At 67.5% G+C, this 13906-nt stretch carries 18 protein-coding genes and 1 tRNA gene; 10 read left to right on the forward strand and 9 right to left on the reverse strand.

What is annotated here, in order from left to right:
• The first annotated feature begins 51 nt into the window (after positions 1-51).
• The gene (locus tag AC2YG9_RS00510) at positions 52-606 is read left to right on the forward strand and encodes a TetR/AcrR family transcriptional regulator (RefSeq protein ID WP_487295966.1); all 555 of its coding nucleotides are present in this window, start codon (positions 52-54) and stop codon (positions 604-606) included.
• Here the strand turns inward: AC2YG9_RS00510 and AC2YG9_RS00515 are convergent.
• On the reverse strand, positions 603-1757 hold the full coding sequence (locus AC2YG9_RS00515) for an alpha/beta hydrolase family protein (RefSeq protein WP_487295967.1): 1155 nt from the start codon (positions 1755-1757) through the stop codon (positions 603-605). The two genes, AC2YG9_RS00510 and AC2YG9_RS00515, sit on opposite strands and share 4 nt — an antisense overlap.
• Positions 1758-1895: 138 nt before the next feature.
• Between AC2YG9_RS00515 and AC2YG9_RS00520 the strand changes: the two genes are divergently transcribed.
• On the forward strand, positions 1896-2576 hold the full coding sequence (locus AC2YG9_RS00520; protein ID WP_487295968.1) for a VOC family protein: 681 nt from the start codon (positions 1896-1898) through the stop codon (positions 2574-2576).
• An 18-nt stretch (positions 2577-2594) separates the two neighbouring features.
• A complete protein-coding gene (locus AC2YG9_RS00525; RefSeq protein WP_487295969.1) occupies positions 2595-3008 on the forward strand; it encodes an EVE domain-containing protein in 414 nt (137 codons plus the stop codon).
• A 37-nt stretch (positions 3009-3045) separates the two neighbouring features.
• On the opposite strand, the gene AC2YG9_RS00530 is transcribed toward AC2YG9_RS00525, so the two are convergent.
• From AC2YG9_RS00530 to AC2YG9_RS00540, 3 genes are all read right to left on the reverse strand, one after another.
• A complete protein-coding gene (locus AC2YG9_RS00530) occupies positions 3046-4365 on the reverse strand; it encodes an acyl-CoA dehydrogenase family protein (protein WP_487295970.1) in 1320 nt (439 codons plus the stop codon).
• Positions 4366-4410: 45 nt separating this feature from the next.
• A complete protein-coding gene (locus tag AC2YG9_RS00535; protein ID WP_487295971.1) occupies positions 4411-5490 on the reverse strand; it encodes a phosphotransferase in 1080 nt (359 codons plus the stop codon).
• Between the two features lie 67 nt (positions 5491-5557).
• Positions 5558-5633 (reverse strand) — tRNA-Ile (locus AC2YG9_RS00540).
• 84 nt (positions 5634-5717) lie between these two features.
• On the opposite strand from AC2YG9_RS00540, the gene AC2YG9_RS00545 reads away from it, so the two are divergent.
• The 3 genes from AC2YG9_RS00545 to AC2YG9_RS00555 are packed head-to-tail and all read left to right on the forward strand — an operon-like array spanning position 5718 to position 8625.
• Entirely contained in the window at positions 5718-6737 is a 1020-nt protein-coding gene (locus AC2YG9_RS00545; RefSeq protein ID WP_487295972.1) for a sterol desaturase family protein, read from the forward strand.
• Positions 6734-7825 carry an acyltransferase family protein gene (locus tag AC2YG9_RS00550; protein ID WP_487295973.1) on the forward strand — a complete coding sequence of 364 codons (1092 nt, stop codon included), beginning with the start codon at positions 6734-6736 and terminating at the stop codon, positions 7823-7825. The genes AC2YG9_RS00545 and AC2YG9_RS00550 overlap by 4 nt, the downstream gene beginning before the upstream one ends.
• Positions 7826-7881: 56 nt before the next feature.
• Positions 7882-8625, forward strand: a complete 744-nt coding sequence (locus AC2YG9_RS00555) for an SIMPL domain-containing protein (RefSeq protein ID WP_487295974.1) — start codon at positions 7882-7884, stop codon at positions 8623-8625.
• A 54-nt stretch (positions 8626-8679) separates the two neighbouring features.
• Here AC2YG9_RS00555 and AC2YG9_RS00560 read toward each other — a convergent pair whose 3' ends face one another.
• From AC2YG9_RS00560 to panD, 3 genes are all read right to left on the reverse strand, one after another.
• A complete protein-coding gene (locus AC2YG9_RS00560) occupies positions 8680-9756 on the reverse strand; it encodes an alkene reductase (protein WP_487295975.1) in 1077 nt (358 codons plus the stop codon).
• Between the two features lie 117 nt (positions 9757-9873).
• The gene (locus tag AC2YG9_RS00565) at positions 9874-10335 is read right to left on the reverse strand and encodes a hypothetical protein (protein WP_487295976.1); all 462 of its coding nucleotides are present in this window, start codon (positions 10333-10335) and stop codon (positions 9874-9876) included.
• Positions 10336-10446: 111 nt separating this feature from the next.
• A complete protein-coding gene (panD, locus tag AC2YG9_RS00570; RefSeq protein ID WP_487295977.1) occupies positions 10447-10803 on the reverse strand; it encodes an aspartate 1-decarboxylase in 357 nt (118 codons plus the stop codon).
• Between the two features lie 213 nt (positions 10804-11016).
• Here panD and AC2YG9_RS00575 point away from each other — a divergent pair, with 213 nt between their 5' ends.
• Positions 11017-11541 carry a hypothetical protein gene (locus AC2YG9_RS00575; RefSeq protein WP_487295978.1) on the forward strand — a complete coding sequence of 175 codons (525 nt, stop codon included), beginning with the start codon at positions 11017-11019 and terminating at the stop codon, positions 11539-11541.
• Here AC2YG9_RS00575 and AC2YG9_RS00580 read toward each other — a convergent pair.
• Both AC2YG9_RS00580 and AC2YG9_RS00585 read right to left on the reverse strand, forming a co-directional pair.
• Complete coding sequence (locus tag AC2YG9_RS00580; RefSeq protein ID WP_487295979.1) at positions 11538-12428, reverse strand: alpha/beta hydrolase; 891 nt, start codon at positions 12426-12428, stop codon at positions 11538-11540. The two genes, AC2YG9_RS00575 and AC2YG9_RS00580, sit on opposite strands and share 4 nt — an antisense overlap.
• Complete coding sequence (locus AC2YG9_RS00585) at positions 12425-12814, reverse strand: VOC family protein (RefSeq protein ID WP_487295980.1); 390 nt, start codon at positions 12812-12814, stop codon at positions 12425-12427. The genes AC2YG9_RS00580 and AC2YG9_RS00585 overlap by 4 nt, the downstream gene beginning before the upstream one ends.
• An 83-nt stretch (positions 12815-12897) precedes the next feature.
• On the opposite strand from AC2YG9_RS00585, the gene AC2YG9_RS00590 reads away from it, so the two are divergent.
• The 3 genes from AC2YG9_RS00590 to rplT all read left to right on the forward strand — a co-directional run bounded on the left by AC2YG9_RS00590 (position 12898) and on the right by rplT (position 13861).
• Entirely contained in the window at positions 12898-13146 is a 249-nt protein-coding gene (locus tag AC2YG9_RS00590) for a hypothetical protein (RefSeq protein WP_487295981.1), read from the forward strand.
• Between the two features lie 141 nt (positions 13147-13287).
• Positions 13288-13488, forward strand: a complete 201-nt coding sequence (gene rpmI / locus AC2YG9_RS00595) for a 50S ribosomal protein L35 (RefSeq protein WP_166575389.1) — start codon at positions 13288-13290, stop codon at positions 13486-13488.
• A gap of 16 nt (positions 13489-13504) precedes the next feature.
• Positions 13505-13861 carry a 50S ribosomal protein L20 gene (rplT, locus tag AC2YG9_RS00600; protein WP_271068045.1) on the forward strand — a complete coding sequence of 119 codons (357 nt, stop codon included), beginning with the start codon at positions 13505-13507 and terminating at the stop codon, positions 13859-13861.
• Positions 13862-13906: the final 45 nt, after the last annotated feature.

The following is a 13906-nucleotide window of genomic DNA, read 5'->3' on the forward strand; positions in this document are numbered from 1 at the left end:
ATGGTCAAGCGCCGCATTTACGACGACGGCGGATCGCAGCTAGGGAGAGGCATGGTCAAAGGGCGCAAGGATCTGACGCGGACGGACTGGCTGCTGGCCGGTCAGGCGGTGCTGCGCGACGAAGGCCTGCGGGCGCTGAAGCTCCGGCCGCTGGCGGCCAGCCTCGGCATCTCGACCGGCAGCTTCTACCACCACTTCACCGACTTCGAGGACTACCTCGGCCAGCTGGCCGACTACTTCAGCGGCGAGCAGCTGATGTCCAACCTCGAGAAGGTCCGCGCCGAGGCCCCCACCCCGATCCGCCGCATCCTGCTGGCCTCCGACCTGGCCCTCAGCCAGGACCTGCCCCGCCTGGCCATGGCCATGCGCGCCTGGGCCCGCAGCGACACCCGCGCCGCCGCCGCCGTCCGCATCATCGACGAGACCCTGACCGCCTTCTTCGCCGACTGCCTGGAGGGCATGGGCCACCCGCCCCAGATGGCCCTGGCCCGCGCCTACCTGATGGTCGCCTCGGCCACCTCCGACATGCCGCCGCCGGCCGGCCTGCCCACGGGCCTGGACCTGCGCGACCTGATGCTGGAGATCATCGCCGGGTCCGAGGACTAGGCGAAACCCCGCGCGTCCATCCAGTCCACCACGGTCTTCGTCGCCAGCGGCAGCAGTTCGGGCTTCTCGATGTAGTAGTGGTCGGCGCCCTCGATATCGACATAGGTCTTGTCGGCCGAGCCCAGCGCCTCGAACAGCCGGGCGGCATGGCTGGGGGTGCAGGCCAGGTCGGCGGTGTTGTTGATCACCAGTGACGGGACCCTGATGTTGGGGGCGTTGATAAGGCCGTTGGCGCGGCTCTCGTCATAGCTCCACTGCGACAGCCAGGAGCGCAGGGTGGTGAAGCGGCCAAGCCCGATCGGCCCGTCGTTGGCGATCTTGGGGTCGCCCATGTAGCAGGTGTGGGGCGCCCGGTCGGAAGGCTCCTGCGTCGGATCGGTCCAGCGCACGTCGCTCATCGTCCCCTGGACGATGAAGCAGCGCTCGGCGTCCGGATCGCCGGCCGCCTTCAGGGCCGCCAGCTGGTCCTTGGCCCAGGTAGTGATCCGCCGGTTGCGAGCGATCTGGGCGGCGCGGAACTTCGCCACGAACGCCGCCGAGTACGGCGGCTGATCGGGGCAGTCGGGATCGTAGATGTTGAGCGAGACATCACGCTCGAACGGCTTGCTCTCATCGAGGATCGAGGGATCGATCCATTCGGTCATGGTCACGCTGCGGCCGATGTGGGCGGCCAGCAGCATGACTCCGTCGGCCGGGATCAGATTGGCCCCGACCAGATCGACCTCGTCGCCGGCCGGGGTGTGGGTGATCGTCGGGTTGGTCGCCTGGTCCTGGTAGAACATCGACAGCGAGCCGCCACCGGACCAGCCGCCCAGCACGACCTTCTCATAGCCGAACCGCTTCTTCAGATCGGCGACGCAGGCCCCCAGATCCATCACGCACTTCTCTAGGATCAGGGCGTTGTCGTTCCCGCGGTAGCGGGTGTTGCAATAGATGACGTGCTTGCCGGCCCGGGCCAGGGCCGTGACCAGCGGCAGGAAGCTGCCGCCTCCAATGGGGTGGCTGAACAGCACCACGGTCTTCGACGGCCGGTCGGCCGGATAGATCCGCATGCATTCGACGAACACCCGGCCGTGGGCCCCGCCATAGACCTCCTTGAGCCGGCTCTGCTCGGCGTAAGTGTAGCCGTAGGGCTCGCGGAGGATGTCCATGCTGCGTCTCCCTGAGGCTCTTTTCGGGCCGATCACGCGGATTTGGCAGGGCGACGTCGCGGCAAGCAAGCCGGTTTGGGCTTGCGGCGCGGCGCTTCCGGCCGCTCAATATCGCCAACGATACAAGGGCGGACGACGATGACCCAGCCGAGCGGCATTCACCACCTGGCCTTCATGGCCGGCGACATCAAGAAACACATCGCCTTCTTCAGCGAGGTCATGGGCTGTCCGCTGGTCGCCCTGTTCGACATGCACGGCGTGCCGGGCGGCCTGCACGCCTTCCTGCGGATGAACGACCACGGCTACTTCTCGATCGTCCAGCTGCCGGGCGTCGACGACATCCCCATCGAGCTCGGCAAGACCCACGCCGGCAACGGCGCCCTGCCCTCCGCGCCCGGCACGCTGCAGCACCTGGCCTTCCGGGTCGACAGCGACGAACAGCTGACCGCCATGCGCGACCGCATCCGCAGCCACGGCGTCAACGTCATCGGTCCCATCGACCACGGCATGTGCCGCTCGATCTACTTCGCCGGTCCCGACCAGATGACCCTGGAGGTCGCCACCAGCCACGAGCCCATCGACCCGGCCCGCTGGATCGACCCCACCACCCTGGAAAAGGCCGGCATCAGCGCCGAGGAAGCCGCCCGCTTCAAGGCCCCTGCCCCCTACGCCGGCCCCTCGCCGGTGCCGCAGCCGGAATACGATCCGACCAAGCCGCACATGGCATACCCGAAGGAACAGTACCTGGGGATGCTCAAGGTCCCCGACGCGGCCATCACCGCCGGCGCCTCCTACAAGGAGCCTCCGGTTCCGGCCTGAATCGGCTAGGCTGCCCGCATGAACTACTGGCTCGTCAAATCCGAACCGGACGTCTTTTCCTGGGACGACCTCGTCGCCGCCGGCAAGACCGGCGAGCCCTGGACCGGTGTGCGTAACCACACTGCCAAGCTCAACATGATGGCCATGAAACTGGGCGACGAGGTGTTCTTCTATCACTCCCAGGCCGGCAAGGAGATCGTCGGCGTCTCCACCGTGGTCAAGGAAGCCTATCTCGACCCAACCGACGCCACCGGCAAGTTCTACTGCGTGGACCTGGCCGCCAAGGCGCCCCTGCCCCGCCCCTTCACGCTGGCCGAAGCGAAAGAGGACAAGGCGCTGGCGGCCATGAGCCTGATCACCAGCTTCAGGCTGTCGGTACAGCCGGTGACGGCGGACGAGTGGAAGCACATCCTCCGTGTCGCCGGAGGCTAGGCGCGCACCGCCACTGGCGATGCGCGCCGCTTGAGCCCTAGTGGCGGAAAACGGCCGCCAGGCTCTCGTCCTGCGGCGTCTCGCGGTACTGGCGCAGCTCGTTGCGGCCGACCACCATGTGGTGAACCTCGTCCGGGCCGTCGGCGATGCGCAGGGTGCGGGTCTGGGCGTACATGCGGGCCAGCGGCGTGTGCTGCGAAACGCCCAGGGCGCCGTGCATCTGGATCGCCTGGTCGATGATTTCGCAGACGCGGACCGGGACCATGGCCTTGACCATGTGGATCCAGACCCGGGCTTCCTGGTTGCCGAGCACGTCCATCGCCTTGGCCGCCTTCAGCACCATCAGACGCATGGCCTCGATGTCGATGCGGGCCTTGCTGATGATCTCGATGTTGCCGCCGAGCTGGACCAGCGGCTTGCCGAACGCCTCACGCTTCATGCCGCGGGTCACCAGGTAGTCGAGGGCCTTCTCGGCCGAGCCGATGGCGCGCATGCAGTGGTGGATGCGGCCGGGGCCGAGGCGCAGCTGCGAGATTTCGAACCCACGGCCCTCGCCCAGCAGCATGTTGCTGGCCGGAACGCGGACGTTGTCGAAGACGATGTGCATGTGGCCGTGCGGCGCGTCGGGATCGCCGAACACGTGCTGGGCTCCGACGATCTTCACCCCGGGCGCGTCGGTCGGCACCAGGATCTGCGACTGGCGGTGGTTGGCCGGGCCGTCCGGGCTGGTCTGGACCATGGTGATCATGATCTTGCAGCGCGGATCGCCGGCGCCCGAGATGTAGTGCTTCTCGCCGTTGATGACGTACTCGTCGCCGACCAGGGTGGCGGTGGTGTTGACGTTCTTGGCGTCGGACGAGGCCGAGTGCAGTTCGGTCATGGCGAAGGCGGAGCGGATCTTGCCTTCCAGCAGGGGCTTCAGCCACTTTTCCTTCTGCTCGGGCGTGCCGACGCGCTCCAGCACTTCCATGTTGCCGGTGTCGGGGGCGGCGCAGTTCATGACCTCGGAGGCCATCCGGTTCTTGCCCAGCTCGACGGCGATGTAGGCGTAGTCGAGGTTGGACAGGCCCTCGCCGGTCTCGGCGTTGGGCAGGAAGAAGTTCCACAGGCCCTCGGCCTTGGCCTTGTCCTTGGCCTTCTCGAGCACTTCCAGCTGGCCCGGCGCATAGGACCAGATGTCGGTCTTGCCTTGACCCAGGCGCTCGAACTCCTCGCTCATCGGGTTGACCGTTTCCTTGATGAAGCGCTTGACGTGCTCCAGCAGCGGCAGGGCCTTGGACGACATGCGCAGGTCGTTCAGATCGTCCTGCGGGTTCAGGTTGAAGGAGGATTGGGCCTTCGTCTGGACTTCACTCATTGGTTGGTCTCCCTGTCTGGCCAAGCAGCGGCCGTGTGTTGTGTGTCAGTTGATAAGGCCGTGGTCCCACATGTGGTCCGCGGCGCTGCCCAGCATCTGCAGGAACATGCGGTCGCCGCGTTCTGTCTGTGTGACGATCATCGCCGCGAAGAAGGCGGTGAGGAAGAGCAGATAGGCCCCGCGCCCGTAGTCACGCTTGAGGTCTTCCATCGCATAGCCGCTGACGCCGAGGCGGGTCAGCGTGTCGAGGTAAAGGGCCAGCAATTCCGGCTCCGCCGCCCGACGCTGGTCGGGCGTCAGCGCCCCGGCCAGGAAGTAGGCGACGTCGGTCGCCCCGACCCCATGGGCATAGGACTGCCAGTCCAGCACCGTCAGCGGGCGGCCGCCGCGATCCGTGCCGAACATCATGTTGTCGGGCCGAAAATCGTTGTGGGTCAGGCAGCGCGGCGAGCCCAGCGCCTCCGCCACGCTGCTGGCGCGCGGCGCCAGCCAGTCGCCGGCCTCGATCCAGGCCGGTTGCAGCCGACCGTCATAGCGAGCCTTGAAGGCCTGCCACAGCATGACGACCTGCTCGTCGTGGTCTTCCCGCTGCGGCGCGGCCCTGGAGCCCGAGACCCAGGGCATCTCGTCCAGCGCCGGGTCCTGCCAGTGGGAGGCGTGCAGCTTCGCCGCCTCGACGATGACCAGCCGGGCCTGCTCCAGGGTGACACCGGCCAGTTGGTCGCCCTGCTCGGCCGGGGCCAGGTCTTCCATCATCAGGACGAAGTCGCTGGTCGCCTCATCGACGTCGGTGAAATAGACGCGGGGGGTGCTGATCAGGGCGCTGGGCGCCAGGTCCTGATAGAACCGGACCTCGCGGATGTAGTTGCTCAGCATCACGCCGGTGGCCCGGCTCTCCGGCGCGGCGGCCGGGAATTTGCCGACCAGCGAGGCCGGCGCGTCCAGGCCCTTGCGGGCGTACTCCAGCGAAAACCGCACGCTGTCGCCGATCTGTCCGGTGCCCACGGCCTTGGCGACAAAGCCGCTGACGACGGCGTCGACCCCGCCGGCCTGCAGCACCGCGGTCAGCCATTCGGCGTCGATCTCGCCCGGGGAGCGGATGTCTGGTTGGGTCCGGACAGTCATTACGCATAGTGATGCACCGAGTTTTCTCCCGGAACAACGGATTTCGAACAAATGTTTGAAATGGGGGTGGTAGGGGCGGCAGGACTCGAACCTGCAACCAGACCGTTATGAGCGGTCGGCTCTAACCATTGAGCTACGCCCCCGAAAAAGTCTCCGGAGAGGTCCGCGCCTAACATGGCCCGGCGGCCTTAAGGAAGGGGACACCACATCCCTTTACGACACCACACATGGACGTTTCGAGCCTTCAGGGTCTGGCGGGGTCCGCGCTTGAGGCGCTGGGACGGGCCGGCATGGGGTTTGTCGGCGTGCTGCTGGGCCCCGGTTCAGCCATGTCGCTGGCCTCGCTGCTGGCGGCCGGCGCGGTCGGCGGGCTGTTCCTGCTGGCGCGGCGCGGGCCCGCCAAACGGGCCGTGCCGCTCAAGGTCCTGGTCCGCGCCCTCCTGCCGCGCCGGTTCTGGAAGAGCCGTTCGGGCCGCACCGACATCGGCTTCTTCCTGTTCAACACCCTGATCTTCGGCCTGCTGTTCGGCTGGGCCATCGGCTCTCAGGCGGTGATTGCGGGCCTGCTGACCAGCGGCCTCACCGCGCTCTTCGGCCCCGGCCCCGACTCGCTGATCGGCCCCTTCGGGGCCCTCGCCGTCGGCACCATCCTGCTCTTCCTGACCGGCGAGCTGGCCTACTGGCTGATCCATTTCCTCAGCCACCGCATCGGCTGGATGTGGGAGATCCACAAGGTCCACCACAGCGCTGAACACCTCTCGCCCCTGACCAATCTGCGGGTCCATCCTGTCGAGGGCGTGCTGTTCGCCAACCTGCTGGCCGTGATGATGGGCACGATGACCGCCCTCCTGACATGGGGCCTCGGCGAGCCGGCCGTGCTGTTCACCGTCTGGGACCGCAACGTCATCGCGCTGGCCGGCCTCTACCTGGTGCAGCACCTGCAGCACTCGCACCTGTGGATCACCTTCCCGGGCATCCTGGGCAAGATCTTCTACAGCCCGGCCCACCACCAGATTCACCACTCGACCAACCCGGCCCATTTCGGCAGCAACCTGGGCAGCCTGACCACCTTGTGGGACTGGCTGTTCGGCACCCTCTACACCCCCAGCCGCGAGAAGATGCGGCTGGAGTTCGGGCTGGAACCGGGCGAGTCGAAACACGACACCCTGATGGAAGGCATGGTCTTGCCGGTGGCGCGGGCCGCCCGGACGGCCCTGCCGGGGCGGCCCCTGGAGGCGGCCGAGTGAACGGCCGGCTGGCCGCGCTCGATGGCGTGCGGGGCGTTGCCGCCCTGCTGGTCATGGGCCTGCATATCGCCGGCTATCTGGGCTCGCCGCTGCTCGGCCACGGCTATCTGATGGTCGACCTGTTCTTCCTGATGAGCGGCTTCGTGCTGTCGGCCGGATACGGCCATCGACTGGCGCAAGGCGGCCAGGGCCTGTGGTTCGCCCGCAAGAGGACCCTGCGGCTCTATCCCCTGGCGGCGGTGGGGCTGCTGCTGGGTGGCGGTATCGCCCTGGCCCTGTCGATGGGCGGCTTGCGGCCGCTGGAGGACCAGCCCTTGCTGCTGGCCCTGCTGGCGGCGCTGTTCCTGCCCTGGCTGGGCGGCGGGCTGGTGGTTCCGTTCAACGGGCCGGTCTGGTCGCTGCAGTTCGAGCTGTGGATCAACCTGGTCTGGGGGTTCGTCGCCCGCTGGCTGACCGACCGTCGGCTTGTCGCGCTCACCGGCCTCGCCGCGCTGCTGCTGGTCCTGACCGTAGCGGCCAACGGCCAGTTCGACAGCGGCTTCGCCAACAACGACCCGGGCCGTGCGGCGGGTCCGTACGGCTGGCTGAGCGGCTGGGCCCGGGTCGGGTTCTCCTTCCCGCTCGGCCTGTTGCTGCATCGCCTGTGGGCGGCGGGACGGCTGACCGCCGTCGCCAGCCGCTTCACACCCTGGCTCTTGCCGCTGGCGCTGGTCGTCGTCGCCCTGCCGGCGCCCGGGCTGACGCCGATCTACGACCTGGCGGCTGTCTTCCTTCTGTTCCCGCTGCTGGTCGTGCTGGCCGCCAACGCCACCGGCGGCGGCCGGGTCCAGGACCTGCTCGGGCGGTTGTCCTATGGCGTCTATGTCCTGCACGGGCCGATCCTGCTGCTGTTCAAGACCCTTGCGCCGGCCGATCTGGCGCCGCCGTTGCAGCTTGGCTGGTATGGTCTCGCGGCCCTGACCGCCATCGGGGCGGCGGCGCTGGCCGAACGCTGGATCGATCGGCCGGTGCGCCGCTGGGCCGCCCGCCGCGATGCTGCCGAAACCCCAACGGCCCTGACAGCCCCTGTTCAGGCTGGACCGGCTTAAAGAAGCCGCAGACGGGGCCGATCAAGGACCCCGCAAATTTGGTCGGAGACTACAAGATGAAGACGCTGTTCCGCGCCGCCGCTATCGGCGCCCTGATCCTGGCCGGGACCGCCGGCGCTACCGGAGTAGCCATGGCCCAGACCGCCCCTTCCGCCGAATCGGCCTTCAAGGCGACCACCCTGAACCTGTCGGCCTATGGCGAGACCCGCCAGGCTCCGGACATGGCGACCATCACGCTCGGCGTCACGACCGAGGCCCCCAACGCCTCCGACGCCATGAAGCTCAACGCCGACCGCATGACCGGCGTCATCGCCAGCCTCAAGAAGGCCGGCGTCGATCCGCGCGACATCCAGACCAGCGGCCTGAATCTCAATCCGCAGTACGTCTATGTCGAGAACCAGCCGCCCAAGCTGAACGGCTATCAGGCCTCCAACACCGTCACCATCGTGGTGCGGGATCTGAAGTCCCTGGGCAGCGTCGTCGACGCCAGCGTCAACAGCGGCGCCACCAATGTCGGCGGCATCAGCTTCGGCATCGAAAACAGCCAGGCTTCCGAGGACAAGGCCCGCCTCGAGGCCGTGAAGGCCCTGCAGGCCAAGGCCGACCTCTACGCCAAGTCGCTCGGCTACAAGGTCGCCCGTCTGGTCACCTTCAGCGAGTCTGGCGGTTACGCGCCCCAGCCGCCAGTCGTCTACGCCAGCTTCGCCCGGGCGGAGAAGATGGACGCCGGCACCCCGGTCGAGGCCGGCCAGCTGAAGGTCCGCATCGACGTCTCGGCGACCTACGAACTGGTGAAGTAGGCAAAAGGCCCGCCGGCGACACTGCCGCGCGGCGGGCCTTCATCCGTCAGCCGGTCAGGCCGTGACGTCCGCCAGCGCCTCGCGCAGCGCCGGATAGTCGGTGTAGCCGGTGGCGTCGGGCGCGTAGATGGTCTGTGGGACCAGGGCGTTGAGCGGCGCGCCCGTTTTCAGCCGCAGCGGCAGGTCGGGGTTGGAGATGAAGTCCTTCCCGAAGGCGACCGCGTCGGCGACGCCCGCATCGAGCGCCGCCTGGGCGCTGGCCCCGGTGAAGCCCTCGTTGGCGATGTAGACGCCCTTGAACCGCTTGCGCAGGTCCGGACCCAGGCTGTCGGGCGCCTGGTATTCGCGGGCGGCGATGAAGGCGATGTTCCGGCGGTCCAGCTGGTCGACGACATAACCGAAGGTTCCGGCCAGATCGCTGTCGCCCATGTCGTGGGAGTCGGCGCGCGGGGCCAGGTGCACGCCGACGCGGTCGGCGCCCCAGACGCTGATCGCCGCATCGGTCGCCTCGAGCAGCAGCCGGGCGCGGTTCTCGATCGGGCCGCCATAGTCGTCGGTGCGCTTGTTGGAGCGGTCCTGGAGGAATTGGTCGAGCAGGTAGCCGTTGGCGCCGTGCAGCTCGACCCCGTCGAAGCCCGCGGCCTGGGCCAGTTCAGCGCCATGGCGGAAGGCCTCGATGACGCCGGGGATCTCCTCACGCTCCAGAGCGCGGGGGGTGACATAGTCGCGCTGCGGCCGCAGCAGGCTGACCTGGCCCTTGGGCGCGATGGCGCTGGGGGCGACCGGCGGCCTGCCGCCGTGGAAGATCGGGTCGGAGATCCGGCCGACGTGCCAGAGCTGCATGAAGATGCGCCCGCCCGCCTCATGGACGGCCCGGGTCACGCCCTTCCAGCCCTCGACATGGTCCTGGTTCCAGACGCCCGGCACGCCCTGGTAGCCGACGCCCTGCGGCGTCACCGGCGTCGCCTCGGTCAGGATCAGCCCGGCCGAGGCCCGCTGGACGTAGTAGTCGGCCATCAGCGGGTTGGGGATATGGGTCTCGCCGGCCCGCAAACGGGTCAGGGGCGCCATGATCACCCGGTTGGGCAGATCGAGATCACCGAGACGAAGGGGATCGAACAGGCTGGGCATCGGGCGGGCTCCTGGGGCCGAAAATCGGTAACCAGCCATGTGGCGTTTGTCGCGCCACGCTCAACCCGCTCAGGCCCGGAATAAATCTGAAGGCCGAGCCAAGGATTCTTGGGGGCCCTAGAGGCCGGCCCGTTTGAACGCCGTGGCGAGCCGGGCCTTCATTTCGCGGCCGGGCAGCGACTGCTCGCTCGGCCCCTCCATCACCGCCGCATAGGCCAGCGTCGGGGTTCCGGGCTTGGTCTCGACGACGCCGGAGGCCCAGGCCACCGTGCGCGCGCCATCGGCGGTGCTGTCGCAGCTGATCGCCCGGTCGGCGCCCTTGGCGGCCAGCTGGGCAAAGTCGGTGGCGTTGAGCGTCGCGCCCGAACAGTCGGGCAGTTCGCGGCCACAGGCCGAGGGCGCGCCGTACTGGAAGGTCTTCTTGCCGGTCTCCTGTTCGACCAGGAAGACGCAGGAATTCTCACCGCCCACCGCGTCGGCCACGGTGTTGGACAGGGTCTGGCCATCGACGCCCTTGGGCGCCGGCTCGCAGGCGGCCAGCAGCAATGTGACGGCGGTCAGGGGCAGCAGGGCGCGCATGGGACATCCTCCGGAGTTCGGAGGCCAGAGTGCGCGATCCGGAAGGGACCCGAAAGCCCCCTATTCCTTTTCCGCTCATCCCGGCACAGCCGGGCTGAGACGGGGGCGACCTTACGCGGCGCGCTTGATCTCGTTCTGGTCGTCGAGCAGCACCACAACCGGGTTGTAGTTGCGGGCTTCCTCGGCCGGCAGCTGGCCGTAGGTGACGACGATGATCTTGTCGCCCTTCTGGACCAGGCGGGCCGCCGCGCCGTTGACGCCGAACACCTTGGACCCGCGCGGGGCCTCGATGGCGTAGGTGGTGAAGCGGGCGCCGTTGGTGATGTTCAGCACATCGACCTGCTCGTGCGGCAGGATCCCGGAAGCGTCCAGCAGGTCGCGGTCGATGGCGATGGACCCCTCGTAGTCGAGGTCCGCCTGGGTGACCGTGGCGCGGTGCAGCTTGGACTTCATCATGGTCAGGAGCATGGGGAGAAAAACCTCAGGCCGGTGATCGAGAAGCGGAGCCAGCACACACATTGGGCATCCGGGGACGGTGCATATAGCGACTCCGGAACTCCTCTTCAATGCAGCGCAATATGAACGTTGATCAGATACCGTGTAAGCAACCCCCTTTTCCGGGCTGGCGAACGGCGCAATCCCAAGCGATCATTGGACCTCACGCAAGGGGAGGCCCCTACCATGCGCCGCATCATCGCAGCCTTGATATCATTCCTGATTTTGGGCGGCCTCTGGCTCGCGGGACCGGCCGCCGCGGCCACCAGGATCGATGATCCCAAGGCCTTCATCACCAAGGTCTACGCCGACCTGAAGCGAGGCCAGACCGACGCCGGCGCTGGTGACGAGATGATCGATCCGCCGGACGACATCTACACCCCGGCCCTCGCCAGGGCCTTCGCCGACGAGAAGAAGGAGGCGAACGGCGACCTCGGCCGCCTGGACTTCTTCTTCTGGGTCAACGGTCAGGACTGGAAACTGGGCGACGTCGAGGTCACCGAACGCAGCGTGTGGCGCCGGCCCGACCGCAAGGTGGTGGCGGTCAGCTTCAGCAACTTCGGCCAGGAGAACAGCCTGCTGTTCTATTTCCAGAAGATCGGCGGCCGCTGGCTGATCGACGACGTGGAATCGCTGGACGTGGTCGAGGGCGACGAGGGCTACGCCTGGACCCTGTCGCTGATCCTCAAATACGCCCGCGAGGAAGACTAGCGGGCGGCGATCGGCCGATGCTGCGGCATGCCGACCTGCCGCTTCAGGAAGTGGATCATGTCGTCATAGACCGGGCTGCTGCCCCGCCGCGGCCGTGACAGACCCAGCAGAACCGAGGCGTGGGTCTGGCCGGGATAGATGTGCCACTCGGTATCGACGCCCTTGGCGCGCAGGGTCTGGCCCATTTTCTCGGTGTTGATCGGAACCACCACCTTGTCGCGGTCGCCGGCGGCCAGGAAGGCGGCCGGGGCCTGGGCGCTGGCGAAGTTGATCGCCTGGTAAGTCTGGCCTTTGGGGGCGGCGAAGGCTTTGGTCAGAACCGGCCCGGCCAGCTTGGGGAAGTAGTAGGGACCGGCGAGGCCGGCGAAGGCCTTGATCCGCCGCCGCTCGACCCCGACGGCCTTCAGGTACTTCGGGTCCAGGGCGACCATGGCGGCGTTGTAGGCCCCGGCCGAATGACCGATCAGCACGATCCGCTCGGGATCGCCCCCGAACTTCGCCCCGTTATCGACCGCCCAGCGCACGGCCAGGGCCAGGTCCTCGACGAAGGCGGGGAAGGTGACCTCGGGGGTCAGCCGGTAATCCGGCACCATGGCCACGAAGCCTTCGTGGGCCAGGGCCTTGCCGGCCCAGACGTATTCCTTGCGCGACCCGGAGTTCCAGGCTCCGCCGTAGACAAAGATGGCGATCGGGGCCTTGGCCGGGCTGTCCGGCGGCCCGAAGACGTCGATCTGCTGGCGCGGCAGCGGACCGTAGTCCTGGTTGATGGCGATCTCATCGGCCCGATCCCGGGGGGTGATGGTGTTGACCAGCCGCGCGGGCGTGCAGGCGCCGGCAAGGGCTCCGAGACCGGCAAGCAGGGTGAGACGGCGTGTGGGCAGGGTCATTTGGCGGCAAGTCTCCAGGGCGGAAAGCGGCGGTTTCCCCCGGCTTTGTAGAGGCAGACCCGATTGCCGGCCGGATCGCGCAACCAGGCCTCGCGCCAGAGCCAGGTCTGGTCTTCGGGTCCGGATTCGAAGGCGAAGCCCCGATCCATCAGGCTCTCCACCTCGGCATCGAGTTCCTCGATCTCGAAATAGACACTGACCCCGCCGGCGACGGCCTCCGGCTCCAGATGCAGCGAAAAGGTCGGCGGCTCGCCCCCCTCGTCGCCGGGGCACTCGAAGCGCGCGTAGTGTGGGCTCTTCACGATCAGGATCAGCCCGAGCGCCTCATAGAAGCGGATCGAGGCCTCGAGATCATGGGCCGGGACGGTGACCTGGTTGAGACGCATGGGGGACCAGTTAGGTGTCGGCGCGCCGGCGGCAAGGGCTCAGGCGTCTTGCGGGCCGGATGTTCCCGGTGCAGGAGCGGCCCATGACCATGACGCCCCTCGACATGTTCGGCCTGTTCGCCGTGATCCTGATGCTGGTCTTCTACGCCCTGGAGAAGCGCCACCACCTGTTCATCCTGGCCTTCTCCCTGTCCTGCCTGCTGGGCTCGGCCTACGGCTTCCTGCAGGGCGCCTGGCCGTTCGGGGTGGTGGAGCTGGTCTGGACCGTGGTGGTCGGCTGGCGGTGGTGGAAGGAATACAGCGCTGTCAGGTCCTCCTCCGGCGGGCCGTAGGCCTGACGGGGGAGGAACTGGAGCCTTGCCATCCCCCCCCTTTTCGCCTATCAGCCTCGCCTTTCCGCGACTGCCGGGCCTAATGGCATGCCTTGGCGGTCCATCTGCTACTCTTAGAGGACAGGGTTCGCCCTGAGCAAAATGCCGAAACTGAAGACCAAGTCGGGCGCCAAGAAGCGCTTCAAACTGACGGCCACGGGTAAGCTGAAAGCCGGCGTCGCCGGCAAGCGCCACCGCCTGATCAGCCACAATTCCAAGTACATCCGCCAGCAGCGCGGCACGAAAGTCATGAGTGCTTCCGACAAGAAGACCATCATGACCTACCTGCCCTACGGCCTGTAAGAAGGAGCGCTGACACATGGCTCGCGTCAAACGGGGCGTTACCGCCCACGCCAAGCACAAGAAGGTTCTCGAGCAAGCCAAGGGCTTCTACGGGCGCCGCAAGAACACCATCCGCACGGCCAAGGCCGCGGTGGACAAGGCCGGCCAGTACGCCTACCGCGACCGCAAGGTCCGCAAGCGCAGCTTCCGCAGCCTCTGGATCCAGCGCATCAACGCCGCCGCCCGTCTGGAAGGCTTCACCTACTCGCAGTTTATCCACGGCCTTGACGAGGCCGGGGTCGAGATCGACCGCAAGGTTCTTGCGGACATCGCCGGCCAGGATCCGACCGCGTTCAAGGCCATCGCCGACAAGGTTCGCGCCGCGCTGGCTTGATGGTTTGGGCTTAGGCCCTCAAGACCTGAAAAAGGCCCTCCGGTG

The sequence above is a fragment of the Caulobacter sp. SRI_014 genome, from assembly GCF_057586315.1.